Source organism: Allobosea sp. LC85, assembly GCF_000735605.1.
Lineage (GTDB): Bacteria > Pseudomonadota > Alphaproteobacteria > Rhizobiales > Beijerinckiaceae > Allobosea.
On the sequence record NZ_JPKG01000004.1, the window covers coordinates 61532 to 88158 of the forward strand.

The following is a 26627-nucleotide window of genomic DNA, read 5'->3' on the forward strand; positions in this document are numbered from 1 at the left end:
CTCCAAGAGGGTCTCGGCTCCGCCTTGGGCGCGACCCGAGCCTGATGCCGTGTGCGCGGCTACTTCTGGGCGAAGGAGAGCCAGCGCTTTTCGGCCGCTTCGCCAGCGGCTGAGGTCCACCAGGCATAGGACATCAGGGCCTGCACCTTGGCGTTGTCGGGCGCGCTCGGCAGCTCCTTGACGCGCGCCTCAGGGATGACCTTGGTGTCGTAGGCCTTGGGGTTGGCTGGTCCATAGTCGATATGCAGCGGGAGATTGGCCTGATGCACCGGGTCGACCGCCTCGTTCAGGAATTTGATTGCGGTCGGCAGGTTCGGCGCCCCCTTCAGCACGCATAGCGAGGTGCTCTGCAGGATGCCCTGGTTATAGGTGTAGGCGACCTTGGCCCCTTCTTTCGCCAGCGCGCTGATGCGGCCGTTCCAGGCCATCACCATGTCGACCTCGCCGTCATTCAGGAGTTGGGCCGATTGCGCGCCCGACGTCCACCAGACCGTGATGTGGGGCTTGATCTCCTCGAGCTTCTTGAAAGCGCGCTCAACGTCGAGCGGGTAGAGCTTGTCGGGCGCGACACCGTCGGCCATCAGCGCGGCTTCCAGCGTGGCGAGAGGGTGATTGCGCAGCGACCGGCGGCCGGGAAACTTCTTCACGTCCCAGAAGTCTGCCCAGGTCTTGGGTGCCGACGCGGCGTCGGGGAATTTCTTCAGGCTGTAGCCCAATACGCTGGAATAGAACTCATAGGCGACCGAGTAGTCGCTGCGATAATCCGCCGGCATCGCGGCGGCGTTGGGAATCTTGCTGAAATCGAGTTTCTCGACGATGCCCTGCTCGCCACCGCGCAGGCAGAAATTGGTGGCGACGTCTACGACGTCCCAGGTCGGCTTACCCGTCGCGACCTGCGAGCGCATGATCGGCCAGGCATCTGGCACGCTGTCCTGATTGATGGTGATGCCAAGTTTCTTGGCGGCGGGATCGAGGATCGCGACGGTCTGCGCCTTCTGATAGGCGCCGCCCTGCGAAACGAAGAGTATCTCCTCCGCAAAGGCCGGCATGGAGCCGATCAGTGCCATCGAGAGGGCTGCGGCCGTGCCCGCAAGCCGGGTCTTCCCATATCGCTCAGCCATGTTCTGGTCCCCTTTTGTTGGATCGGATCTTCGAGCTACCGTCCGATCGCGTCTAGAAACTGGTACCAGCCGGCGACCATGCGCACGGCCGGCTCCCGAAGCGGATAGAAAGGCACATGCCGCATGCGGGCGGCGTCGAGCAGGCCGACATCAGGCGTCTCGCCGCGCGCGTAGGCTGCGAGGTAGCGCCCCATCAGGCTTGCCATCGCGACACCGGCGCCGTTGTAGCCCATGGCGAAGAGCACGCGATCATCGGCGCGCCCGACATGGGGCACCGAATCCAGCGTCATCGCGACGAGCCCGGACCAGCGATAGGCCAGCGGCACATCGGCCAGCTGCGGAAAAATTCCGACCATCGCCTTGTGCAAGGCGCGGAACGCAGCTGGCGAGTCCTTTTTGCCGAAGGCGCCGCGCCCACCGAAGATGACCCGGTCGTCGACCATGCGGAACCAGCGCATCATGCGCTTGGTCTCGGTGTAGGTCCGGCGCGTCGGCATCACGCTTGCGGCGAGAGTGGGCGAAAGTGGTTCGGTTGCGATGATCGCGCTGCGGAAGGGAATCAACGTCGTGCGGTAGGAGGCCGTCGCCGCCGTGAGATCGGAATAGCTGTTGGTCGCGACGATCGCCAGACGGGCGCGAACCGTGCCTTGCGGGGTTTCCACCAGAACGCCGTCGCCTTCGCGGCGCAGTCGCAGCGCCGGTGTGTCGGCATAGATCTCGATGCCGCGATCAAACAGCCCACTGGCGAGACCGTGCAGATAGTTCAACGGATGGATGCCGCCGGAACCGGCGTTGAGCACGCCGCCGACGAAGCCGGCCGATCCGGTTTCGTCGCGCACCTGATCGGCGTTCAGCACCGACATGGTCGTGTCGTCGAGCTCGGAACGCAGCCATTCAGCTTCCCTGATAGCGTAGTTCAGCGTCTCCCGGTTATGCGCGGCCTTGACCTGGCCAGATCGTGTCAGCGCGGCGTCGGCGATGTCGAATTCATCCACGAGCTCGGCAACGATGTCGGTTGCCTCGTGGGCGATCTCGTACATCCGCCTCGCCATCGCCTTGCCATGCGCTGCGGCGATCGCCGGGAATGTCAGCCGGAACTTGGCGGTGATGACGCCGCCATTGCGTCCGCTGGCGCCCCAGCCAGGCTGGTTGGCCTCGATTACGATCGGATTCAGGCCGCTCCTGGCCAGGTGATACGCTGCCGACAGCCCGGTGTAGCCAGCGCCGATGATGGCGACATCGGCCTGCTTGTCTCCCTGCAGAACGGGCCGGGTGCGCAGGGGCTTGGCCGTCGCACGCCAGAGCGAGGGGGCGGCCTCCAGGGATTGCCAGGCGGCGGCGTTGGTCACGTCAGATCACGCTTTCTCGGCTTCGACAGCGTCAGCGAGCGCCTTCAGCGTGGCGAAGTGGTAGTCCGGCTTGGTGATCTCCACGGTCGGGCTGCCGCCAAAGCCTTTCTGGCCCTGGCGCCGCTCGATCCAGCAGGTGGTGTAACCGAGCGATTTGGCGACGCCGATATCGTGATACTGGCTCTGGGCAACATGCAGGATCTCGTCCTGCTTGTACCCGAAGGCCGCCTGCCGCCCGCGATTGAACGCGAAGAACAGCGGATCGGGCTTCGGATGAACGGCCTCGTCGGCGGTCACGCTGTCGTGGAACGGGTTGCCCAGAGCGTGCGAATAGAACGAGAAGGTCGAGCGGTCGGCATTGGTCATGGCCACCAGCCGAAAATGCTTGCGAAGCCGCGCCAGGGCCTCGACGGAATCTGGAAAGGCCGGATGGCGCAGGATCGCGAGCTGGAAGGCATCGGCAGTGGCGTCGTCACTCGGCAGACCGAGTTCCTTTGCGAGATGAATGTAGACGCGGCCCATCACCTCGCTGGAGCGCTCGTAATTGAGCTCGCGGCCCTTGAGATAAGGCCCGAAGATATCGTCGTCCGAGAGCTTGGCGGCTGCAGGGCCGCCGATCCGACGGACCGCATTGAGGATGCCGGTCTCGAAATCGATCAGCGTGCCGACGACATCGAATGTCAGAACCTTGAAATCACGCAGCGCCATGGTGTCGACTTCTCTTGATGGGGCAGGGAGGGTTGGGCGATCAATCGCCTTTCGGTACGATGATCGTGTCTTGGGGATGCAGGCTGACCTGGATGCGCTCGCCGATCGGCGGAATGCGGCGGGCGGCCTCGTAGTGACTGGGTTGGCGCAGGCTGAGCGTCGCGCCGCCATCGAGCGCCAGGAAGACGCGCAGGCTTTCACCCTGAAAGACGATGTCGGTCACCCGCGCCGAGAACCTGTTGCGGCCGGGTGCGTCCGTTGAATCGGCGACCAGCAGCTTTTCGGTCTGGATCGCCAGCAGCAGATCGCCGGCGGGCGGCATCTTACGGCTCGTCGCAAGCACCGTGCCGGCCAATGAAACGCGCTCGGCATCGACACGCTCAACCGGCAGCAGCGCTGCTTCCCCGATGAAGCTCGCCACGAAGGCATTGTTCGGGTGGTCGTGCAGGCGGGTTGGCGCATCGATCTGGACGAGCTTGCCGTCTTTCAGGATGGCGACGCGGTCGCTCATCGTCAGCGCTTCGCGCTGGTCGTGTGTGACATAGATGATGGTTGCGCCGAGCCGCTTGTGAAGTTGGCGCAGTTCGATCTGCATGCTCTCGCGCAACTGCTTGTCCAGCGCCGAGAGCGGTTCATCCATCAAGATCAGCCGCGGCTCGAAGATCATGGCGCGCGCAAGAGCGACGCGCTGGCGCTGCCCGCCGGAAAGCTGGGCGATGCCGCGCTCCTCGTAACCGGCGAGGTCGACCATCGCGAGCGCGCTTCTGACCCGCTTCGCATAGGTCGATTTCGGCAGCCGCCGCGCCCGGAGCGGAAAGGCGACATTGTCGCCGACGCTCATATGCGGAAACAGCGCATAGTTCTGGAAGACGATGCCGATATCGCGCTTGTGCGGCGGCGTGAAGGTAACGTCGCGCCCGCCGAAAAGGATCAAGCCGCCCGATGGCTGGATGAAGCCGCCCAAAATGCCCAGTAGCGTCGTCTTGCCGGAGCCTGACGGACCGAGGAGCGAGACGAATTCCTGCGGTGCGATGTCGAGCGATACGCCATCCAGGGCCTGCACAGATCCGTAGATCTTGCTCGCGGACCGGATTTCGACGCGCTCGCCACCGGATTCTGCCATCTTGCTCTCCCGTCAGGAATACAGCGGCTGCTGGTGCGCGCCGGCAAAGACCGATTTCAGGTCAAGCCATAAGCCGACCTTATGGCGGTGAGCCCAAGTCCGACGCTTGCCATCAGGCAGTGCGGCCCTCTTCGGGACTTTCGCTGCAAGCTGCATTCGACTCCGGCTATCAAATGGATTTTAGCCGGCAGCGGCAATTGCCAAATAATCAGTATGATCATAACTTCATGTAATGTCGGAACTGCGCCGCATGGTGTCGTCGAGCAATGCGCTCTTCGTGTTCGAGGCGGCTGCGCGCAGCGGCAGTTTCACGCGCGCAGCCGATGAGTTGAACGTCACCCAGCCGGCTGTCAGCCGCATGCTGTCGCGGCTCGAGGGACACCTGGGCGTGAAGCTGTTCGAGCGCGGCGGCAAGGGGGCGGTTCTGACCAGGGAGGGGGAGGTGCTGCACCGCCGCGTGGCGGATGGCTTCCGCAGCATCGAGATCGGGTTGCGCGAAATCGAGCAACTCCGCGACGGCAAGGAGGCCGTGACCCTCTCGGTCTCTTCGGCCTTTACGACCCATTGGCTGATGCCACGCATGGACCGCTTTCAGCGGCACTTTCCGGCCGTCGATCTGCGCTTTCAGATGATCGCCGGCTCGCTGCGCGGGCCGGTCGAGAATGTCGATCTCGGCATGCGCTTCGCCGAGGCCGACGAGGCCGTGTCAGCAGAGGCTGTCATCATTCGCGAGGTCATGCTTCCGGTCTGCAGCCCCGGCTATCGGCGCGACGGATCAGCTGCATCAGAAGACGGCAACACCATCATCCAGCTGAGCGACAGTTCGTCTGACTGGGCGGAACAGTATCCCCCATTCGCAACCGGCCGCGACGGCCCGGTCAAGACGCTCAGCTTCTCCGACTACGCTGTCGTCGTGCAGGCTGCGCTGCTTGGGCAAGGCATCGCCTTTGGCTGGACCACAGTCGTTTCGCATGGGTTGATCGTGGGCGCCCTCGTGCCGGCCTCACGACGTCTGACGGTGGGCTCGCGCACCTGTGTGCTGGTCACGCCCCGCAACCGCCAGGCGCGACCGGTCGTCCGGGAGATCCGGGACTGGATCATCGCCGAGCTGCGGGCCGAGATCGAAGCCATCGATGCGCTCTACCCGGATATGGGCCTGCTGAAGGCAAGCTATTAGCGCCTGCCCGTCGAGCCGCCGTGAATGGCTTTTGCGCCTCGGGATACAGAACGATGGCATCGCCTGGCGCAAGCGCGGGGCGGCCTTCAGGCCCCCATCCGCGGCGGGATGGACTTGAGTCCGCGACGACCGGCAACTGCGCGCGCCGCTAAAACCCCATCCGACGTGGAAGGCTCTGCCAAGGACGGCCGGTGAATCGGCAGATTCTATTCTGTCAGGCTGCGCCATCGGCGCCCGCACGCTGTGCCGCACCGCTTACCATTGAGCGATGAGCGAAAGGACTGACCCTGCAATGCGCGACCAACCGCCTGAAGCGGACGCAATGGTCAGGCGCCGGCCTACGCGATTCAAAGACGTGAAGAGCGGTTTCCCAATGATGCGACATTCCGATGAGACGCGATGCGCCCGCGTGCTTGATCCAGCATTGGATCTGCCGTGACCGGGCCGGAAATGTCTGGAAGCGTTTCCGCGCTCTGGCGCTATCCGGTGAGTTCGATGGCGGGCGAACGCCTGAGCGTTGCTCCGCTCGATCCATCGGGCGTCGTGGGTGATCGGCTCTGGGGCATCGTGGACGGATCGGACGAGCGCATCGCCTCGCCCGGTCGCGAAAAGCACTTTGTCGAGGTCCCGCGGGGATACGCTCGGTGGACGGCTCAAGCCGGCCTTTTCATCTCGGCCGACGGGACGACCTGGGCGAAACCGGACGACGCAGGCGCTATCGAGAACCTATCCTCTCTTTTCGGCTTCCCGGCCAAGCTGAAGCCGTTTGTCCGGCGTGGGCAGGTTGGCTTTCGGCCGCGCTATGAGCATGCGCCGATACATCTCCTGACAACCGCTGCCATGCGAAGTCTGGAGCGCGACTCGCCAGGGAGCATCGTCGACGAGCGTCGCTTCCGGCCCAACATCGTCGTCGATTGGCCAGACGAGCAAGAGCCGATTCCGGAGAATGGCTGGCTCGGCCGCGAGATCCGCATCGGCGATGTCGTTCTGAAGGGCAGCATCCCCTGCGGGCGGTGTGGCTTCATCACCATCGCGCAGGCGGGGCTCCCGCTCGATGTCGAGTTGCTGCGCACGGTGGTGAAGCGTCACAGCCGCAATTTTGGAATCTATTGCGACATTCTGGTGCCCGGCGAGATCAGGCCGGGCGATACCGTCACACTCGCCGGCACCTGAACTCCGGACCACCGCCCTGCCTGAAGGGGCCTGGGGCGTCGTCTTCCTTCCTGGCGGGCGGCTCGATGTCCGGCACCTGAGGATAATCGCGCCGGACGCTCGCGAAGGCCGCAGCGACATCAGGCTTTTGCCCCGTGGGGCCCGTGCGCATTGCCGCGAAGATCTTGGTCTTGGTGAAGAAGCGCCAGTGCACGGGCAGGGCACCGAGGATCCGGGTCAGACTGGCATAGGTCCCGGCGTCCCACACGGCCTCGAAAGCGTCCCGCTCGGGTCCGAAATGGAAATGCGTGCCATGAGCCAGCGCAGCCATCTCCCTCCGGCGCGCGGTGGTTCCGGCCAGATCGACCGCGCCACCCGCAATGACCACGCCATAGTGCGTGGCGGCTGCCTCTGCACTGACATAGCCGCGCGCGACATCCAGCATCACGCGCTCCGGCTCGCGCTCCAGCGCCGAGCCACGCCCGCCGCCGCCTGGTGAATGGATATGGATGACGTCGCCTGGCTCGGCGATGGCGATGTCGATATTGCCGAGGATGCGCTCGTTGGCTGCCCCGGGGTTGATGAGGAAATTCGACGGCTCCGACGAGCGCCCACCCAGCGTGCCCCATGGCCGGAAGCGAGAGCGATCGCGGTTGCGCACGGTGATACGGGTGTTGGGTGCGAACACCTTGAATTCCATTACGGTCGCAAGCCCGCCACGCCAACGGCCGGCGCCTCCCGAATCTGGCAACAACCCGTAGCGGACGAACTGGATCGGAACCTCGGTCTCGGTGATCTCGATCGGCGTATTCTTGAGATAGGCGCTGTCGGCGCCCGAGCCGTTCGGACCGTCGCGATGCGGCATGCCGCCGCCGCCACCCACCACCGGGTTGATCGCGGCGATGACACTGCGATGCGTGCGCTCATCGGTCGTCATCACGTTGACGATCGAGCTCGATCCGGCTGGGGCTGCCGGCATGCGCTCGGGCATGGCGAGGCTGAACGCGCCGAAGATCAGGCTGCGCAGCCGCGCGCAGGTCAGGCTGCGCATGCCCACTGCGGCCGGGAAGACCGGATTCAGCACCGTGCCCTCGGGCGCAATGCAGGTGAAGGGCCGCGTCAGACCGGAATTGAGCAGGAGCTGCGGGTTCAGCGTGTAGAGCACATAGTAGACGCCGACGAGCAGCAGCGTGTGGCGGGGGTCGCTGCCGGTCGGCACGTTCAGCGAGGAGGTTAGCTGCGGGTCCGAGCCGGTAAAGTCGAGGGTCGCCTCGTCGCCCTTGATCGTCAGCGTCAGCGCGAGCCGGCAGGGATTGCCGTCGACGCCGTCCTCATCGGCGTAATCGGAGAAGAAGTAATCGCCATCGGGGATCGAACGCAGGATATCTCGGGCCTGATGCTCGGCGTAGTCCATCAGGCCTTCGAGGCCGTCCATGAAACCCTTGGCGCCGAATTTGGTGATCATCGCCTGGATCTTGCGCTCGCCCGTGTTGAGCGCGCCGGCCAGGGCCTTGAGATCGCCCATGTTCAGTTGGGGCTTGCGGACATTCATCATCATGATCCGCAGGATCTTCTCGTCGAACACACCGTCACGCACCAGGGTCATGGGCGGGAAGCGGATGCCCTCCTGATGGATCTCGGTCAGCGAGCGCGACAGGCTTGCCGGCACCGCGCCGCCCATATCGGTGTTGTGGACATGGCCGCCGACGAAACAGACGATCTCGCCTTCGTGGAAAATGGGCTTCCAGAGATGCGTGTCTGGAGCGTGGGTGGCGAGATAGCCGCTATAGGGATCATTGGTGAAGGCGATGTCGCCGGGCCGGTATTCTTCGACGAGGTCGATCGCCCGGTTGTAGTTCATGCCGGGGTACCAGGTTGCGCCAAGATCCATTGGCACCGCGACGACGCGACCGGTCTTGTCCATCAGCATGACGGTGAAATCCTCCGTCTCCTTGACGAAGGTCGAATGCGCGGTCCGATAGAGCGTGTAGGCCATGTTCTCCGCGGCAGCGCGGCAATGGTTCGCAAGAACCTGCAGGGTGACCTTGTCGACCATGATCAGGCATCCGTCTGCAAGCTGAGGTGAAGGTTGAGGGCAGCATCGACATGGCCGTCAAATCCCGACGGGATGCAGATGGTGGTATCGTCCTGCGCGACCACGGCCGGGCCGGCAAAACGATGGCCGGGCTGCAGGGCCGAGCGGTGATAGAGTGCAACCTCTCGGCTTTCACCGTCGAGCCAGACCGAGATCATCCTGTCCGGACGAAGCTGGGTTGCGGCCGGCGGAGCGAGCGTCAGGCAGGGCCGCGCGGTCGCTCCCGCAACGATCAGCCGCAGATTGACGATCTGCACCTCTGCGGCCTCGTCGTTGAAATCGTAGATCGTGAGATGCTGGCGATGGAACGCCGTATTGAGCGCGGATATGTCGCCTTCGATGACCCAGCTCTCTGAAACTGGCACCTCGATCTCGAAGGACTGGCCGTGATAGCGCATATCGGCCGAGAGGCTCTCGATGACAGGTCCCTTGAAAGCCTGTTCACCCCTGATCCAGCCCTCACCATCCGCTTTGAGCCGGGCCAGCGCCTCGTTGAGCCGTGGTACTGACGCCGTTTCGGACGCCACGAAAATCGTCTGGATGAAATCGCCCTTCACATCGGCTATGAGCCCGCCGAGCGCGCTCACAACGCCCGGGCGTGGCGGCACCAGTATCCTGGGAATGCCGAGTTCGCGTGCCAGAAAGCAGCCTAGCATGGGCCCGGCGCCACCAAAGGGCATCAGCGTGAATTCGCGCAGGTCTACGCCGAAGCGCGCGACAAGCTTGTTGACCTCGACGAACATCTCGGAGACCGCGACCTCGATGATTGCCTCGGCGGTCGCCTGCAGGGGATAGTCGAGACGCGCGGCGAGCTCTCCGATCACGGTCTCGGCGCGCTCGCGGTGCATGCCGATCTGATCATAGGCGATCGGCGCATGGCCCAGGAAGCCGCAGGCCGCCATCGCGTCCGTGATGGTGGCGCGTGTGCCGCCGCGCCCGTAGCAGGCCGGCCCCGGTGTCGAGCCCGCGCTTTCCGGGCCTACCTTCAGCACGCCGAACTCATCGACCCAGGCGATCGAGCCGCCGCCGCTCCCGATGGAGGTCACCGAGACGCTGGGTACGAAGAGCGGGAAATCGCCAATCACCTCGCCAGTGCCGAATTGCGGTTCGCCATCGATGATCAGCGCGAGATCCGCGCTGGTGCCGCCAATGTCGAGTGTCAGCACGTTGGTGACATTGGCCTGATCGGCAAGATAGGCCGCGCCTATGACGCCCGACGCCGTACCCGATAGCAGCATGTTCACGCAGGCCGTCTTGCCCGCCTCGACATTCATGATGCCGCCGTTCGATTTGGTCAGCATGGGAGCAGCCGGCACGCCGCGCGAGGCAAGCGCCGCTTCGAGCGAGGCGAGATAGCGCGCGACGCGCGGATGGACGTAGCCGTTCAGGATCGCCGTTGTCGTGCGCTCATATTCGCGGATGACCGGCCAGACCTCGCTCGATGCGAAGACGAACAGGTCCGGCACCAGCGCCTTGATCTGCGCCTTGGCACGGGCCTCATGGACCGGACTGCGATAGGAATGCAGGAAAGAGACGATGATGCCGTCTGCGCCCTTGCCGCGGGCGCGCTCCACCGCCTTTTCAAGAGCCGCGCTATCCAACTCCTCGATGATGGCGCCGCTGGAGAGCGTGCGCTGCGGCACGCCAAAAATCATGTCGCGTGGAATGAGCTGTTCGGGGCGGGCGCAGAACAGCGAATACATCTCCGGCATGCGCAGGCGCGCGAGTTCAATCACGTCCTCGAAGCCGGCCGTCGTGATCAGAGCGAGCCGGCTGCCCTTGCGCTGGATGATGGTGTTGATGCCGACCGTGGTGCCATGAACGAAGGAGGTCACATCAGTCGGCGCGATGGAATGGCGCTCGTGGAGGAGCGAGAGGCCGTCAAGCAATTCCCGTCCGGGTTCGTCTGGTGTGGTCAGAACCTTGATCGTCTCGAGCCGGTTGGTGTCGGTCTCCAGCGCACAGAAGTCGATGAAGGTACCGCCGATATCGACGCCAATACGCCAGCTCATGATTCAGATCGCCAAGCAGGAGAGGGGGCAAGCAGGAGAGGAGGCAAGCAGGAGAGGGGGCAAGCAGGAGAGGGGCAGGCAGGAGAGGGGGGCAGTCTCCGTGGCCGCGGCCTCGCCGTCCAAGATCAATTGCCGCCAACTCGATAAGCCCGACTTATGCCCCCTGTACGCTGGGCGCGTTCAGCCCCAGCCCGCTGCAGGCTCTCCGAAGATGGTCGCGCAGCAATTCGTGATTGCGCGACAGCGGCCGCCTGGCGCTGGTCAGCAGGCAGAGCGGAAGCGCGACAGAAGGCCTGAACGGGCGGGTTACCAGACCCGGAAAGCTGTGCCAGGGCAACAGCCCGTCGACGATCGCGATGCCGAGCCCCTGCTGCACGAAGGCGAGCGCTATGATCGAAACGTCGATCTCGATTTCCGGCTGAAATGGGGTGCCCTCTCGGCTCAGCGCATCGCGTAGCAACTGGCCCGGCAATGACTCTGCTCGGTACGAAATCAAGGTCTCGCCGACGAGATCCGCGGCATCGATCGCGTCGCGCTGCGCCAGGGCATGACTTGCAGGAAGAACGCAGACGATCTGGGTACGGCCGATGATCTCCGTCTCGATCAGCGGGATCGCCTGGTCGGTCATGGCGATGCCCAGACCGGCATCACCGCGATCGAGCATGGCGACGATGACCTCCGCAGGCACGACAAAGGACAGGATGCGAATATCGGCATGAGCAGCCCTGAAATGTCGCAGTGCTTCCGGCACCAGCGAAAGCGAGGGGGGCGCCGAGGCCGCGAGCCGAACCACGCCGGATGTGCCGAGCCGCAAACCCTGCGCGCGCCGGCGCAGGCCTGCAAGATCGCTGAAGAGCCGGTCGACTTCGGGGAACAGCTCTTCGGCCTCCGGCGTCGGAATGAGCCGTCCCTTGACGCGCTGGAACAGTTTCAGGCCCAGTTCGTCCTCGGTATGCAGCAGGATCTGGCTCAGCGCCGGCTGCGAAACGTTCAGCGCCCGTGCCGCGCTGGTGATCGTGCCGCAGCGCATGACCATTCGGAAGACTTCGAGCTGCCGCGCACGCATCAGACGTTCCTCATAATCGCAGCTTATAGGAAGCGAGGCGACCTGTGGATTGTACGGGATTGTCAGGCGTCGGCGAGCGGAGTTCGCGCTGGTCCCCGGCGATCGAGCATGTCGCAGGTTCGGCTGTCGTCCTCATCCGCGACGGGGACGAATGAACCAAGAGAGTTCGCCGCTATGTGGCTCAGGGGAGAGCCAAGCCAACGTGGTTGGGTGGGATGTGTTAGTCTGCTAGCATTAAGGGGCCGATCCGAGGACCCTTGATATGGCTCCGAAGCAGCAACCTTTTCCTGGAGAGGATCGGCCCTTTCGCGAGTTCCTGGTCCTGCGGCCGAGCGACGAACTCAGCAGCCTCTATTTGCTTGCCGCAGGTGTGAGTCGCGACTTCGCCCCTTTGACGCAGTTTCTTCGTGACAGGGTGGAGAGGTCTGCCGACGCTGCGGCGCCATTGGTCCTGGAACTGGCCTCGCTTCCCTCCGCCTATTGGCTGGAGGCTCAGCGGGAGCTCGTCCCCCGTCTGGTCGTCGGCCTCGGGTTCAACGACCGTGCGGAGGTCGCGCGCTTTCGCGAGGCCTTCAGTCGTCGTGGCGAGCAGGGGCGCGACATCGTCGCTGTCGGGTGCGACCTACCTATCGAACTCTCGGATTATTTTTGCCCGGTGGGTCTCGACCAGGCCAGCTTTGGCCGGAGGTCTCATGCGGACAGGCTCGTCAGATCCAATGTTCACAAGGCCGGAAACGCCCGCGTCAACGTCGTCGTCGTCGACCGGGGCGTCGACCAGGGCTTGATCGGCGCAAATTACGAGGGCGGCTGGCCCCATCCGTCCGGGTCGCCGCAACCGGGGACGGCCAGCCGGGGGCATGGCGCGATGACCGCGCGCAACGTGCTCGGTGTCGCCGGTACGGCCCGGATCTGGGACCTGCCGCTCATGCCTGAGCGGATCACCAATCTGAAGGCATTCCTGTCCGACGCCTGGGTGGCCTATTCCGTTGCGCTGGTCGACATCGCGTTGAATCGAGACCGGCCCCAATATTCCGGTTCATGGGTCTTCGTAAATCCATGGGCGCTGTTCGACCGCAAGGGCGATCCGGACGGCGACTACACGAGTAATCCGTTTCATCCCTTCAATGTTCTTGTCTCATTCGCCAACCGCCTTGGGCACGATGTCGTCTTCTCGGCCGGGAATTGCGGTCAATTTTGTCCGGATGGGCGTTGCGGCTCCAATGACACCGGTCCAGGGCAGAGCATTCTCGGCGCGAATTCGCACCGCAAGGTTCTCACGGTGGGCGCTGTCCGGATTGACGAGATGTGGCTCGGCTATTCCTCCCAGGGGCCAGCTCAGCCCGGCTTTGCCACCTGGCCGAACCAGAAGCCTGATCTGTGCGCTCCCGCCAACTTTTGCGAAGACGACGATGCGCAGGCGATCAACGCCGGCACCTCAGCCGCCTGTGCGTTTGCATCCGGCGTCGTGGCCCGCCTTCGCACGCAGCCCCAATGGGCGGCGGGCCAGGTTTCGCCCGAAGACCTCCGGCAAGCACTCAGGACAACCGCCCACCCCCTCGGCACGCCCGTCCCCAATGGACAGACCGGCTTCGGAACCATCGACGGGCAGTCCGCTTATGAAAAGCTTTCAATTGTGTTTCCGCTGGTGTCGTGATCCATTCCAGGGAGTGGAGCGACACGGAAGCGCCCTCGAGACAGTATGGCCGTAGGCTTCCGGCTCCCTGCCTAACGCTGAATACGATCACTCGCTTCTCCCCTTGCGGCGGCAGTCTTTGGCTGGCCTGGAGCATCGGACCGAAAAGTGGAATCCGGTTTTCGGAAAAATCCGATGCTCAAACAAAGAGATAGATCGCCCATCCTGCGTCCGAACGGACGCACGGCGACCTAACGGCAGGCGCAAGAGGAGGAGGGGCCCCGAGCCGAGGCGCGAGATGATTTCGACCGCAGTTCCGCGTCGCCTGGCTGCAATCATGATGGCGGACGTCGTCGGCTATAGTCGACTGATGGCTGCCGACGAAGCTGGCACGGTGGCGGCGCTCAAGCGTTGCCACAATGAACTGTGGCAACCGATCATCTCCAGACATGCAGGCCGCACCATCGACCTCGCCGGTGACAGCGCGCTCGCCGAGTTTTCGAGCGTGACGGCGGCCGTCGACTGCGCGGTCGAGATCCAGCTGCGCGCCGCCCAGGAGAATGAAAGCGTTCCAGTCGAGCGGCGTATGCAACTGCGGATGGGCATTCACTGCGGCGAGATCATTGTTGATGGGCCGACGATCTACGGCGACGACATCAACATCGCCGCACGCCTCCAGAGCCTTGCCGAGCCCGGAGGCGTTTGCGTAAGCGGCGCCGTCCAGGAACAGGTCGGACGTGCGAATCTTGCAGCCTTCGAGGATATGGGCGAGCCGGACCTCAAGAACATTGACCGGCGCATCCGGGTCTATCGCCTTCGTCTGGACGAATTCGCAGCGCTTGCAGGCCGCGACAGGGGGCGAATAGCCCCGCCGGGCGAACGACCTAGCGTCATCGCCAGGCCGGCCGCCTTCGCCCTCGTCGACATCATTGGCTACTCAGCCATGCTGCCGGAAGACGAAGAGGGAACGGACAAACGCTGGCTCACGATCGTTGACAGTTTGGTTGAACCATTGGCGCGCGACCATGGCGCGCGTTTCGTCAAGCTTGCAGGCGACGACGTCTTTGCCGAATTTGAGACAGCCCTGGACGCCGTTCACTGGGGGCAGCAGTTGCAGGCGGCTTCGACGGAGCCTTCTCGCATCACGGACGATCCGACGCGCCGCCCGATTGCCTTCAGGATCGCAATCCATGTGGGCATGATCATCGATGCGGATGATATTCCTCAAGGGGATGATGTCAGGATTGCGGCCTGTCTCAAGGAGCATGCCCAACCCGGGGGCATTGTCCTGTCCGGCGCGGTGCTTCGGGAGATCCGCGGACATACACTCAACAATCTTCGCAGCGTCGGTCATCTGCGGTTCGAGCACATTCTTCCGCATGCGGTCGAAGCCTATGAGCTGCCCTCGCACCTCCCGCTTCTCAGCGCGACAACTGCTCCACATGCGACAACGCCGCTGCCATCCATCGCGGTCCTTCCCCTGCAATGCCTCGGGCCCAGCACGGCGCATCAATATCTGGCCGAGGGCATCATCGAGGACATCGTTGTCTCGCTGGCGAGCCTGCGAGAGCTCTTCGTCGTCGCGCGCTCATCGGCCTTGGGGCTCGGACAGTCTAACCTGGATGTCGCCGAGATCGGGCGGATGCTCGGAGTGCGCTACATCGCTCGAGGGTCCCTGCGGTACTCGGCGAAGACGCTCAGGATTGCCATTCAACTCCTGGATTCGCATACCGGCGAAAGCCTGTGGGGGGATGCCGTCGAAGTTCAGCCCGACGAAGTGTTCGATCTCCAGGAGCGTATTGTAGAGCGGATCGTGGCCGGGATAGCGCCCCATGTGCGCTCGCGGGAATTGCGCGAGATCCGCCGAAGAAGGCCTGAGAATTACACCGCCTACGACTGCACGCTGAAAGCGCTCGCTCTGATCGATAGTCCTCAACGCGAATCCTTCATGGCCGCGCAAGGCTATCTGACGCGGGCGATGGAACTTGACCCGGGTTTTGCGATGCCGGTTGCCTGGGCGGCGCGTTGGCAGAGCCTTCTGGTCGGGCAGCGTTGGTCGAAAGCGCCCTCCGATGACGCCAGGCTCGCCCTTGATCTTGCCTCCCGCGCCATCGACCTGGACCATCAGAATTCACTCGCGCTGGCGACCTATGGTCACCTCAAGTCCTTTCTGTACCATGACTATGATGTTGGGCTGGTTTACCTTGATCGCGCCCTGACATCTTGCCCAAACAACGCGCTCGCCTGGCTGCTCTCCAGCGCCACGCTGAGTTACATTGGCGAGTGCGAGAAGGCGGTGCAGAATGCGGAGCATGCCCTGCGGTTGTCTCCGCTGGACCGAGGCGCCTTCTATTTCCACATGATCCTTGCCCTCGCCAACTATGCAAGCGAGGACTACGAGGCGGGCGTGAAATGGGCCAGGCTCGCTCTGGCCGAGAACCCGTCCTACATGTCGACTTTGAAGATCTTGACGGCTTCGCTCTCAGCGCTCCATCGCATGGATGAGGCAAAGCAAACCGCGGCTCAACTTCTGGCGCTTGATCCGGATTTCAGCCTGTCCGAGTTCGAGCGGACTTTGCAACCCTTCAGGAAGGTCGAGATCAAGACCCGTTATATCCAGCATTTAGGTCATGCTGGGCTTCCTCGCTAAAGACTGTTAGCATTTTACCATCCAACCGTCCGAAATGGAGGGGGCAGACATGGGTGCCATTGGCCTTACGGATGCCACCGACGCAACGGACGCCACCGACGCCACGGACGCGACGGACGCCACTGGGCAGGTTGTGGGCCTCGTCAAAGCCGGAACGGTTCGACCCATCGGCCTCTCGCCATCACCGACAGCCGCCGTCGGCGTGCCGGGCTATTACCCGGGGCACAAATGGCCGCCGTCCAATGTTGCGCCCTGGGCTCTGATCAATCCCCATCCCGGTGGAGCGCAGGTCGAGGCGCGGGACTATCGCGAGGAATCCTGGTCAACCTATCATCTTGCAATTCGGGTGCTGAGCGAGTTTGCCAGGAAGAAACGCTCTACAGATCCGAAGTCATACGATAGTATCAGCGGTATTACTGATTGGCGCAGCCGCGCCGAAATCATGCGGGAACTGGATGAGCTGATCCTGCTGATCGACTACAGGCCCCAGGTCATGCAGGAGGCGTTGGCGCAGAGGAGCAATATTCTCGGGTATTTCCAGGGAATTCTGACTTTCAATGCCAGATCGCACCCGCTTTCCTTCGCGCTTTGCCACATCGCCCTTTGCGTCGGACAGTTCGTCGCCATGCACTACAAGGGAATCTACAAGCGTCCGCGGCCATCCCAGCTCAGCCCATCCCTCATGCCGCCCATCGAGGTTCCCGGGCATCCTGCCTTCCCGAGCGGCCATGCCACCGAGGCCTATCTGGTTGCCCATATGTTGAAAGAGGTGATGCCGGCCGGATCTGACGTTCCGCTGTATCGGATGGCGGAACGGATCGCCCGAAACCGCGAGGTTCTCGGCTTGCACTATCCGTCCGACACCGTTGCCGGCAGGCATATCGCCGAAAAGGCAATGATCCTTCTGAAGGAGTGCGCGACGGTCAACGACTATCTCGTCACCAGGAACGCGAAGCGAGAGTGGATCACCTGACGCAACTGGACGATATCGCGTCCGGTTGAGGCATGAGCAGGGTTGGAGGTGCGTGCTATGCCGGCCTGGCGGTCGCGACGCCTGCCTGCGCCACGGCATGGGCTGCGCGCAGGCAAAGGTCCTCGCGCCAGGGCGGGGCAATCAGCTGCACGCCGATCGGCAGGCCATCCCCGAAGACCGGCACGGCTGCGACGGGCAGGCCGATGCAGGAGATCGGCTGCGTGAACAGGCCGAGATTGGGCCGCAACGCGACGGTCTCGCGCCGCAGCTCCATGGTCTTCTGGCCGATCTCCGGTGCGACGCAGGGCGTGGCCGGCGCAATAATCAGGTCGACCGTCTCGAACAGCCGCATCATCTCGTCATGGAACCAGCGCCGCGCCCGCTGCGCCTGGAGGTACCAGGCCGTCGGCTGCAGCGCGCCAGCGAGGAAGCGGTCCCGGGTCTCGGGGTCGAAATCATCGGCGCGCTGCTGCAGCCGCGCGAGATGGAAGGCCGAACTCTCGCCATTGGTGATCAGGAAGGCGGCGGCCCGGGCGATGCCCGCTCCGGCGATCTCGATCACTCGCGACGTGCCAAGCGCCTGCGCGACCGCGGCGACGGCGGCCTGGGCTTCCGGCATCGCATCGGTCGAGAAATAGCCGCCGGCTATCGCGATGCGCAGGCCGCTGACACCATGCTCCAGCGTCGGCACGGTCGGTTCGACCGCTTGGCGCGTACAGGCCGGATCGCCCGCATCATGGCCCTGCATCAGGTCATAGGCCATTGCGAGATCGGTCACGTCCCGGGCGAAGGGGCCGAGATGGTCGAGCGAGTCGCAGAACGGAAAGCTGCGCGTGCGCGGCAGCCGGCCATAGGTCGGTTTGAGCCCGAAGACGCCGCAAAGCGAGCTTGGCACGCGGATCGACCCGTTGGTGTCGGAGCCGAGCGAGATCGGGGCGAGACCCGCTGCCGTCGCGGCGCCTGAACCGGACGACGAGCCGCCTGCCATGCGGCTGAGGTCATGCGGGTTGCGGCAGGGGCCGTCATGCGCGTTCTCGCCGGTGAAGTCATAGGCGTATTCGCCCATGTTCAGGCCGCCGAGCAGCACGGCGCCTGCAGCCGTCAGACGCTCGATCAGCACGGCGTCGCGCCCGGCGGGCGCGCGCTCGCGGTTGATTTTTGAGCCGGCCCGCGTCGGCAGCCCGGCAATGTCGAACAGGTTCTTGGCAGCGAAGGGCACGCCGGCGAGGGGCCCGAGGGGCGCCCCTGCTGCGCGGCTGGCATCGATCGCGCGGGCCTGCGCCAGCGCGCGCCCTGCGGTGACGTCGGTGAAGGCGTTGATCGCTGGGTTCAGGCGTTCGATCCGCTGGAGGAATCCGGTGACGACCGCTTCTGCGGTCATCACCCCCTCCCTGATATCGGCCGCGATGCGGTGGGCCGGTGCGAAGGCGTCGAAGGTCACGCAGGCTCTCCGTCGCACGGACGCCCGGCACGAAACACGCCGGCTGGCTCGAAGGTCGCCTCATCGAACGGCGCGGCGAAGACAATCTCCGACATGGCCTTCGCCACCGCCAGGAATTGCAGCACGGCTGGGCGCTGCTGCTCGGTGATCGCCAGGCCGAGCGCGGGCGCCATCGCATCGCAATGGCGCGCCGCATCGAAGACGGGCCCACTCATTCCGCCGGCTCCAGATTGCCGCGCGGCTCGGTGCTCATCCTCTTCGCTGCGGTCACGACGGAGAGCGAGCGCGCGCAGAGGAAGAGGAAGCCCGCGACCATCGCATAGGCCAGGCTGATCGAGGGCGTGACGCCGAGCCCCTTGCCGATGCCGATCGCCTCGCCATGCATCAGGCCGAAAAAACTCAGGACGGCGCCTGCGGCCGCAAATCCCGCCGCGTGCAGGAACTGCTTCTCGATCACGAAGACGGCGATGGCGCCGAGCACCAGGCCCGACAGGATCGCGCCGCCACCCATCAGCTCGAGCCCGTGATAGAGCACGCCCATATTGGCCATCTTGTCGATGCCGACAGCGGCCGCATTGGTCCCGGCCGCGCCGAGCGCTCCGTCGATCAGCACCTTGGCCCAGGCTGCGAGATGGGGCGTCAGCGCCAGCACGACGGCAGGCGCATGGCTTGCCGGCGTGGTCTGGAAGGCCTGCGCGCCGATCAGCATGCCGATATAGAGCAGGATCGGCGAGATCGCGACGAGCGGGATCAGCGCCAGCAGCAGGGCGACGACGCCGAACCAGCACAGCGCAGCCACGATCAGCCCGGTCGCGGCGGAATAGCCGATGCGCCCGCCCATCGCCTTCCAGCCGGGATGGCCGATATAGACGGCGTTGATGAAAGGGTTGCCCATCAGGCAGCCGATCAGGCTGACGACGCCGTCGGCGGTCAGCACCCGCGTCGTCGGGTAATGATCGCCGGCCGCTTCCGCGCTCTCGACATTGTCCATCGCCTCGACGAGATCGTAGATGCCGAAGGGGATCGCAGTGACGAGGATGATGCCGAGATAGGAGAAGCCGGAGAAGATATGGTCGACCGCCGGCAGCGGCAGCGAGAAGCCGAAGGTCGAGAAGGCTGCGCCCAGCTTGGCGAGGCTCAGCCCGCCGACATCGAGCCCCAGCAGCGCCGAGCCCCAGGCGATGACCATGCCGAAGGCGATCGCGACCAGCCCGGCGGGGATGCCGCGGGGATAGCGCACGCCGCCAAACCAGCTGACGAGGATGATCGCGAGGCAGGTGAGTCCGATCGCCGGCGTCAGGAAGATCTCGAGTGCCGGGCGCATCGAGATGAAGGCGATCGAGACGCCCGCCAGCGTGCCTAGCAGCGCCGCGCGCGGCGTGACCTTGCGGATATAGGGCGCGATGAAGCCGCCGGCCATCAGGATGAAACTCTGGAAGAACACCCAGACGAGGCCGGCTTCCCAGCCCTTGACCGGATCGCCGGTCATGCTGGCGATCGGCAGCATGATCACGAAGGTGACGACGAACATGTGCGGCACGCTGATGCCCGAGGGCAGCGCGCAGACATCGTCGCGGCCGGTTTCCCGGGCGAGCCGGTAGGCGAGCCAGGCGTAATAGCCGGTCGAGAGCAGCATCATCAGACCGAGCGCCGGCAGGATGCGGCCGAAGACGATTTCGCCCGGCATCTTCAGCACGAATTGCAGCAGCCCGGTCAGCACCAGCAGGTTGACCAGGATATTGGTGCCGAAGCCGAACAGGGCGTTCCAGTCGCCCGGCGTCCACAAGTGCGGCCTGCTTGTTGCGCTCGCCATCGGCTTCACCTCCGCGCTGAGATCACGCTGCGTTTGGACGAAATTGTCAAAACGCAGAAAACGTGATCGATTCCAATAGTTTAGAGCATGTTTCATGCGAAAAACCGTTGCCACTTTTTCGCAGCATGCTCTAGGCAGCCTGGTCCCTGGCTGCGAGGGCGGCCAGCACCGCGTCCGTGGACGAGACCCAGCCGAAAATGCCGCCCTGGGCTGCGATCATCGCCAAGCCCACTCTGTGGAACTCCGGAAAATACGAGGCGCAGGCGTCGCTGAGCACGAGGCAGCGATAGCCCCGGTCATTCGCCTCGCGCACGGTGGTGTGGACGCAGACCTCGGTCGTCACGCCGGTGACGAGCAACGTCTCGATGCTGCGATTGCGCAGCAACAGGTCGAGATCGGTCTGGTAGAAGGCGCCCTTGCCAGGCTTGTCGATCACCGGTTCGCCGGGCAGCGGCGCCAGCGCCGGCACGATGTCATGGCCGGCCTCGCCGCGGACCAGGATGCGCCCCATCGGCCCGGCCGCGCCGATGCGCCTCGTCGGGTCGCCGCGCAGCACCTTGGCCGGCGGCGCGTCCGAAAGATCGGGCCGGTGGCCTTCGCGCGTGTGGAGCACCAGCATGCCGGCGGCACGGGCTCCTGCGAGCATGGCCTTGCACGGCAAGACCGCCGCGCCGAGCAGGGCGACATCATTGCCAAGCGCGGCACCAAAGCCGCCGGGCTCCAGGAAATCCCGCTGCATGTCGATGATCACGAGCGCGGTTCGCGCGAAATCGACGCTGATCGGGAAGGGCTCAGCTGGAATCTCGGACCGGCTCACGAAAGGCGCTCCCGTCGCTGGCGAACGGAACAAGCTTTGCAAGGGCTGTGCCTGAGAGCATGCCGTGGTCGCCGAGAGCCGGGCGGCGTCAGCTAAAGGTTTGAAATCGCTTGATAGATTTGCGCGCCAGAGGATCGCATTCGGCGGATCGCCTCGATCCGGCCCCGCATCTCCGCCGATGCGGGTGGCGCCGTGCATAATCTTTGCATGCATATCGCAAGCAAATGCCTACTCAATAGGCCGAAAGATCGAGAGGCTATCCCGTGAGCACAGTGACCACGCTTCTCGCCGATCATCTCGCTGGTCGGCGCACGCTCCCGGAGACGATAGCGGCTGTCTATGCCCGGTATCGCGACCATGGCGACGAGGCGATCTTCATCAGCCTGCGGCCTGAATCCGAGGCGCTGGCCGAGGCGGCGCGCCTGCAAGGCGAGGGGCCACGGGGACGAAGGCTCTGGGGCGTGCCCGTCGCGGTCAAGGACAATATCGATGTCGCGGGGCTCGCGACGACGGCGGCGTGCCCGGCTTTCTCCTATCTCCCTATCGCGGATGCCGGCGTGGTTGCGCGGTTGCGGGCGGCGGGGGCGATCATCATCGGCAAGACCAATCTCGACCAGTTCGCCACCGGCCTGAACGGCACACGCTCGCCCTATGGCGTCCCGCGCAATACCTTGCGCGCCGATCTCGTGCCGGGGGGCTCCAGCTCCGGTTCCGCGAGCGCGGTTGCCGCCGGCATCGTGCCTGTCGCGCTCGGCACCGACACTGCTGGGTCCGGGCGAGTGCCGGCCGGCTTGCAGAACCTCGTCGGCCTCAAGCCGAGCCTCGGCCTGGTCTCGACGGCCGGCGTCGTCCCGGCCTGCCGCACGCTCGATTGCGTTTCGGTGTTCGCCCTGACCGTCGATGACGCAACGGCCGTCCTGGAGGTGATCGCCGGCCCCGATCCCGCCGACCCGTTCTCCCGCTCAATACCGATTGGGCGGCCGGGCGCGCTGGCGCCGCATCCGCGGCTCGCCGTGCCGCGCCCCGTCGATCTCGACTTCGACGGCGCTCCGGCGGCGGCGGCGAGCTTTGCCCTTGCGGTCGAACGCGCGCGGGCGCTGGGCGCGATCATCGTCCCCATCGACATGACGCCGTTCTACGAGACGGCCCGGCTGCTCTATGACGGACCCTGGGTGGCGGAGCGCTATCTCGCCATCCGCGGCCTGCTGATGGTCGATCCCGAGGCGATCTTGCCGGTGATCAGGCAGGTCATTGCCGGGAGGCCGCTGCCGGATGCCGCCGACACCTTCGAGGCGCAGTATCGGCTGGCCGGGCTCGCTCTCGCGGCCCGGGCCGCGCTGAAAGGCATCGATGCCATGATGGTACCGACCGCGCCGCGACCGGTCACGCTCGCGGAGATGGCCGCGGACCCGATCGGCCGGAATTCGCTGCTCGGCCGCTACACCAATTTCGTCAACCTGCTCGACATGTGCGCGCTCGCCGTGCCGGTGAGCCTGATGGAGGACGGCACGGCAGCCGGCGTCACCTTCATCGCGCCGTCCGGCCATGACGCGACGCTGGCCAGCCTCGGCCGGGCCTTTCACCAGGCGTCGGGACTGACGCTCGGCGCGACCGGTGCACCGCTGCCGCCGGCGAACGGTCCGGCGGCCGTTGCGCCCGGCACGCTGGAGATCGCGGTCGTCGGCGCGCATCTCTCGGGCATGCCGCTGAATGGCGAATTGACCGCACTCGGCGCGACCTTCCTGCGCGCGACGAGCACGAGCGCCGAGTATCGTCTCTTTGCCCTGCCGGGCGGCCCGCCAGCGCGGCCGGGCCTTATCCGGGTCGGGCAGGGGGGAGTAGCCATCGCGCTCGAGGTCTGGGCGCTGCCCCCCGAAGGCTTTGGCCGCTTCGTTGCCGGCATTTCAGCCCCGCTTGGCATCGGCACGCTGGCTCTGGCCGATGGCACGCGGGTCAAGGGGTTTCTCTGCGAGCAGATTGCGACCGAAGAGGCGCGCGACGTCAGCGAATTCGGGGGCTGGCGGGCCTATGTCGCGGCGCAGGCACATGCCATGGCTTAGCTCATTATCGCGGTGCCAACTGCGGCTCTCCCCCGGGAACTCCAACCGCTGCTATACTTAGAAAGGAAGCAGGAGTGGTTCGGTGGCCGTGATTGATGTGATACCATTCGGGGAGCGACAGTTCTTGATCCGGCTATTCCCCGTTTCAACGATTCCAGACCACATCGGTTTCGGCCGATACTATGAAACCGCCTGCGAAATTGCCTTGAAAGACGGGCGCGCAATTCGCCATGAGTGCGTTGTTCTTAGGCCGAACTGGCGAACCCTCGACGGCGCCCGAATAGCCGACTTGACGGTGCTTTTGCACAAGACCGACCTCACGCAGTCGGAACTTTCCGGTGCGGTCATCAGTGTCGCGCGGTATGGCGCTGAACTCAGTGAGCAGGAGGCGACCGCCCGGCGGAACCAAGCGTAGAAACGCATGATGGCAAGGGGGTCAAACGCAACGACCCGTTTGTGAGCCCTATGGCCTAAGGCGCGCCCGCATAGCTCCTGAACGCATCCCGCACGATGCCGATATGGGCGCGCATCGCCTCGACCGCGCCGGGCTGGTCGCCGCGCAGGATCGCCTGGACGATCAGATCGTGCTCCCGATAGGAGCCGCCCAGCCGTCCGGTTGCCCGGAATTGCGCCCTGCGGAACGGCGCGACGCGGGCGCGCGTCATCAGGGTCAGCTCCGCGAGGTAGCCATTATGCGATCCGGCATAGATCGCGGCGTGAAAGGCCTCGTTGGTCTCGTGATAGCGCGCGGGATCGCCCTCATGCACCAGCGTGCGCAGGGCCTGGTGCAGCGCTTCCAGTCCGCGCCGTTCGGGAACCGTCATGTTGCGGGCGGCGAGCCCGGCACACAGCGCCTCGAGCTCGGCCATGGCTTCGAACATGTCGTCGAGCTGCGTCGGGGTCGGCAGGGCAACGAGCGCGCCGCGATGCGGCCGGACGCTGACGAGGCCCGAGGCGGACAGCTGGCGGATCGCCTCGCGCACGGGCGTCCGCGAGACGCCGAACCGTGCCGCCAGATCCTGCTCGTCGAGCGGTGTTCCCGGTTCGAGCACGCCCGAGACGATCTCGTCCGCGATCTGGAGGCGCAGCGCTTCCGTGCGCGTCGGGGCCGGGGCTGCGGGTCTGGCTCGGGCGGGAAGGGCGCGGGGCGGCATGGCATCAGCACTGGAGAGCAGGCAGGGTCGCACAGGCCTGCATAACAGGCATCGGCACGGCGGTCATGGCGCAATGATCATGACGCGGCGCGAAAGCGGCTTCATTCGGCGATGATGCTGACATGGGCGGCGACGACCCGCCAGCCCTCGGGAAACTTGACCCAGGTCTGGCTTTGCCGGCCGACCTTGCCCTGCATGCTGGCGCGGCGGAACATGGTGTTGGCCGTCGCCATCGCGTCGCCATAGCTGGTGATGACGGTGCATTCGAGATCGCGCTCCAGCCCGACGGGCGACCGCGCCGAGCGGAACGCCGCGATCTCGTGATGGCCGTAGAGGTTCTCGGCCACGCCATAGCGCAGCGTCAGCGGGCTGTCCTTGAACAGCGCGTCCAGCGTTGCGACGTCGTTGCGCGTCAGCGCCTTTTCATAGGTCGCGAAGGCGGCCTCGACTTCGGCAAGCACGGCGGGGTCGTTGATCTTCATGAAGGCGTCTCCAAAGGCCACGGCCGGTTTCGGCGCTGTGCTCGCAACAGCAACGCGGCGCCTCACATCGGCGGATGCGGAATCGCGGTCAGCAGCTCCCTGGTGTACTCCGCCCTGGGATTGCCCAGAACCTCTTCTGCCGTGCCTTGCTCGACGATCGCGCCGCTGCGCATCACGATCACCCGGTCGCAGAGCAGCCGCACCACATTCAGGTCATGCGAGACGAAGAGGTAGCTCATGCCGAGCCGCCCCTTCAGCTCCTCCAGCAGGTTCAGCACGACCGCCTGGACGGAGACATCGAGCGCCGCGGTCGGCTCGTCCAGGATGACGAGGTCGGGGTCGAGCGCGATTGCGCGCGCGATGCCGACGCGGGCCTTCTGCCCGCCCGAGAGCTGATGCGGGAACCGGTCGATCAGCTCGACCGGCAGGCCGACAAGCCGCGCCAGGTCCTCGCAGCGCGCCCGCAGCGCATCGCGGCCGCTGAGCGCACCCATCCGCATGATCGGGTCGGCAATCGCCCGCTCGGCGGTGAAGCGCGGATTGAGGCTGTCCGTCGGGTCCTGGAACACCATCTGGATGCGCCGGCGCTGAGGCGAGGCCGCAAACTGCCTGGCGGGAATCGCGCCGATATCGGTGCCGTCAAAGACGATCCTGCCGCCGCTCGGGTCGATCAGCCGCGTGATCGTCATCGAGGTCGTCGACTTGCCGCAGCCGGATTCGCCGACGAGTCCGAGTGTCTCGCCGCGCGCAATCGAGAAGCTGATGCCGTCGACGGCGCGGAAGGCGGGCTTCTCCGGCTCCGCCTTGCCCATCAGCCTGGCGAGGAACGCACCCGTAGCCGGGCGTGGGTACTCCTTCACCAGCGCCTCGACGCTGAGCAGAGGCTGCCCGGCGGCCGCTTCGCCCGGCGCGGCGCCAGAAGGGGTGGGAGCAGGCGGGGGCTGGGGCGCGGTCTTGGGTGCGGGCTCGGCCTTCGGCGGCTCCGTCAGCAGATCGGCGAGCGACATGCCGATGCGCGGCGTCGCCTGCATCAGCCGGCGGGTATAGGGGTGCTGTGGATTGCGGAAGATCTCGCCGGCCGCGGCCGTCTCGACGACCTGGCCCTTCTCCATGACGACGACCTTGTCGCAATAGGCGGCGGCCAGCCCAAGATCATGGGTGATCAGGATCGTCGACATGCCGCGCTCGCGGGTGAGCTCGACGATGAGGTCCATCACCGCCTTCTGCGTGGTGACGTCGAGCCCCGTGGTCGGCTCGTCGGCGATCAGCAGCTGCGGCTGGCAGGCGATGGCGAGCGCGATCACCACGCGCTGGCACATGCCGCCGGAGAGCTCGAACGGGTAGGCGTCGTAGCGCTCCTCGGGGCGGGCGATCCTGACGCGCGTCAGGGCCTCGATCGCCTTCTCCCTGGCGGTCGCGCGCGTCGCCTGGACATGCTGCAGCAGCACGTCCTCGATCTGCCTGCCGACCTTGCGGATCGGGTTGAGCGCGGCGCGCGGGTTCTGGAAGATCATCGAGATCTCGCGCCCGCGCAGGTCGCGCATCTGCGTCTCATTGGCAGCGACGAGATCGACGCCGGAGAACGAGATCGAACCCTCCGCGACCCTTCCGGCCCGATCGAGAATGCGCACCACGGCATAGGAGGTCACCGATTTGCCGGAGCCGGACTCGCCGACGATCGCGACCGTCTCGCCCTTGGCGACGCTGACATCGATCGACCTGACCGCCTGCACCGCCCCCCGGCGCGTGGCGAATTCGACGGTGAGGTTGCGAATCTCGAGCAGCGGGATGGTGGCCACGG

General features: G+C 65.1%; 21 protein-coding genes. 7 read left to right on the top strand and 14 right to left on the bottom strand.

The genetic code is table 11. The annotated features are described in order from the left end of the window. Window positions 1–59 precede the first annotated feature (59 nt). The 4 genes from FG93_RS00300 to FG93_RS00315 form a co-directional block, all read right to left on the bottom strand. On the bottom strand, window positions 60–1067 hold the full coding sequence (locus tag FG93_RS00300) for an ABC transporter substrate-binding protein (RefSeq protein ID WP_161783752.1): 1008 nt from the start codon (window positions 1065–1067) through the stop codon (window positions 60–62). An 89-nt stretch (window positions 1068–1156) separates the two neighbouring features. Continuing rightward, window positions 1157–2470, bottom strand: coding sequence for an FAD-binding oxidoreductase (locus FG93_RS00305; protein WP_052513102.1), 1314 nt, complete (start codon window positions 2468–2470; stop codon window positions 1157–1159). A gap of 6 nt (window positions 2471–2476) precedes the next feature. Continuing rightward, complete coding sequence (locus FG93_RS00310; RefSeq protein ID WP_043230495.1) at window positions 2477–3178, bottom strand: HAD-IA family hydrolase; 702 nt, start codon at window positions 3176–3178, stop codon at window positions 2477–2479. Between the two features lie 40 nt (window positions 3179–3218). After that, window positions 3219–4301 (bottom strand): ABC transporter ATP-binding protein, encoded by a 1083-nt coding sequence (locus FG93_RS00315; protein ID WP_043230498.1) that lies wholly within the window; start codon window positions 4299–4301, stop codon window positions 3219–3221. Window positions 4302–4533: 232 nt separating this feature from the next. Between FG93_RS00315 and FG93_RS00320 the strand changes: the two genes are divergently transcribed. Then, complete coding sequence (locus FG93_RS00320) at window positions 4534–5478, top strand: LysR family transcriptional regulator (protein WP_043230503.1); 945 nt, start codon at window positions 4534–4536, stop codon at window positions 5476–5478. Between the two features lie 435 nt (window positions 5479–5913). Next, entirely contained in the window at window positions 5914–6651 is a 738-nt protein-coding gene (locus FG93_RS00325) for an MOSC domain-containing protein (RefSeq protein WP_152579224.1), read from the top strand. On the opposite strand, the gene FG93_RS00330 is transcribed toward FG93_RS00325, so the two are convergent. The 3 genes from FG93_RS00330 to FG93_RS00340 form a co-directional block, all read right to left on the bottom strand. Then, window positions 6632–8686 (bottom strand): hydantoinase B/oxoprolinase family protein, encoded by a 2055-nt coding sequence (locus FG93_RS00330; RefSeq protein ID WP_052513104.1) that lies wholly within the window; start codon window positions 8684–8686, stop codon window positions 6632–6634. The two genes, FG93_RS00325 and FG93_RS00330, sit on opposite strands and share 20 nt — an antisense overlap. 2 nt (window positions 8687–8688) lie before the next feature. Then, the gene (locus tag FG93_RS00335; protein WP_043230509.1) at window positions 8689–10737 is read right to left on the bottom strand and encodes a hydantoinase/oxoprolinase family protein; all 2049 of its coding nucleotides are present in this window, start codon (window positions 10735–10737) and stop codon (window positions 8689–8691) included. Between the two features lie 154 nt (window positions 10738–10891). After that, window positions 10892–11803, bottom strand: a complete 912-nt coding sequence (locus FG93_RS00340; protein WP_043230515.1) for a LysR family transcriptional regulator — start codon at window positions 11801–11803, stop codon at window positions 10892–10894. A gap of 262 nt (window positions 11804–12065) precedes the next feature. Here FG93_RS00340 and FG93_RS00345 point away from each other — a divergent pair, with 262 nt between their 5' ends. The 3 genes from FG93_RS00345 (at window position 12066) to FG93_RS30930 (ending at window position 17059) form a co-directional block, all read left to right on the top strand. Further along, a complete protein-coding gene (locus tag FG93_RS00345; protein WP_043230519.1) occupies window positions 12066–13457 on the top strand; it encodes a S8/S53 family peptidase in 1392 nt (463 codons plus the stop codon). A gap of 277 nt (window positions 13458–13734) precedes the next feature. Further along, window positions 13735–16086 (top strand): adenylate/guanylate cyclase domain-containing protein, encoded by a 2352-nt coding sequence (locus tag FG93_RS00350; RefSeq protein ID WP_081881203.1) that lies wholly within the window; start codon window positions 13735–13737, stop codon window positions 16084–16086. 49 nt (window positions 16087–16135) lie between these two features. Then, window positions 16136–17059, top strand: a complete 924-nt coding sequence (locus FG93_RS30930; RefSeq protein WP_052513106.1) for a phosphatase PAP2 family protein — start codon at window positions 16136–16138, stop codon at window positions 17057–17059. Between the two features lie 55 nt (window positions 17060–17114). Here the strand turns inward: FG93_RS30930 and FG93_RS00360 are convergent, their stop codons facing one another. The 4 genes from FG93_RS00360 to FG93_RS00375 form a co-directional block, all read right to left on the bottom strand. Further along, on the bottom strand, window positions 17115–18467 hold the full coding sequence (locus FG93_RS00360) for an AtzE family amidohydrolase (RefSeq protein ID WP_280114113.1): 1353 nt from the start codon (window positions 18465–18467) through the stop codon (window positions 17115–17117). 29 nt (window positions 18468–18496) lie between these two features. Continuing rightward, window positions 18497–18715 carry a DUF4089 domain-containing protein gene (locus FG93_RS00365; RefSeq protein WP_043230527.1) on the bottom strand — a complete coding sequence of 73 codons (219 nt, stop codon included), beginning with the start codon at window positions 18713–18715 and terminating at the stop codon, window positions 18497–18499. After that, on the bottom strand, window positions 18712–20313 hold the full coding sequence (locus FG93_RS00370) for a hypothetical protein (RefSeq protein ID WP_043230815.1): 1602 nt from the start codon (window positions 20311–20313) through the stop codon (window positions 18712–18714). Before FG93_RS00370 ends, FG93_RS00365 begins: the two co-directional genes overlap by 4 nt. 130 nt (window positions 20314–20443) lie before the next feature. Beyond that, entirely contained in the window at window positions 20444–21130 is a 687-nt protein-coding gene (locus FG93_RS00375; protein WP_043230817.1) for a cysteine hydrolase family protein, read from the bottom strand. Window positions 21131–21393: 263 nt separating this feature from the next. On the opposite strand from FG93_RS00375, the gene atzF reads away from it, so the two are divergent. Together atzF and FG93_RS00385 are read left to right on the top strand one after the other, a co-directional pair. Further along, window positions 21394–23190, top strand: a complete 1797-nt coding sequence (gene atzF / locus FG93_RS00380; protein WP_043230530.1) for an allophanate hydrolase — start codon at window positions 21394–21396, stop codon at window positions 23188–23190. A gap of 82 nt (window positions 23191–23272) precedes the next feature. Next, window positions 23273–23605: a hypothetical protein gene (locus FG93_RS00385; protein WP_152579226.1), complete on the top strand. Its 333-nt coding sequence runs from the start codon at window positions 23273–23275 to the stop codon at window positions 23603–23605. Window positions 23606–23660: 55 nt separating this feature from the next. On the opposite strand, the gene FG93_RS00390 is transcribed toward FG93_RS00385, so the two are convergent. The 3 genes from FG93_RS00390 to FG93_RS00400 form a co-directional block, all read right to left on the bottom strand. Further along, window positions 23661–24344 (bottom strand): GntR family transcriptional regulator, encoded by a 684-nt coding sequence (locus FG93_RS00390; RefSeq protein ID WP_043230533.1) that lies wholly within the window; start codon window positions 24342–24344, stop codon window positions 23661–23663. Between the two features lie 101 nt (window positions 24345–24445). Further along, the gene (hpxZ, locus tag FG93_RS00395; protein WP_043230820.1) at window positions 24446–24826 is read right to left on the bottom strand and encodes an oxalurate catabolism protein HpxZ; all 381 of its coding nucleotides are present in this window, start codon (window positions 24824–24826) and stop codon (window positions 24446–24448) included. Between the two features lie 62 nt (window positions 24827–24888). After that, the gene (locus FG93_RS00400; RefSeq protein WP_043230541.1) at window positions 24889–26625 is read right to left on the bottom strand and encodes an ABC transporter ATP-binding protein; all 1737 of its coding nucleotides are present in this window, start codon (window positions 26623–26625) and stop codon (window positions 24889–24891) included. Between the last annotated feature and the right edge of the window lie 2 nt (window positions 26626–26627).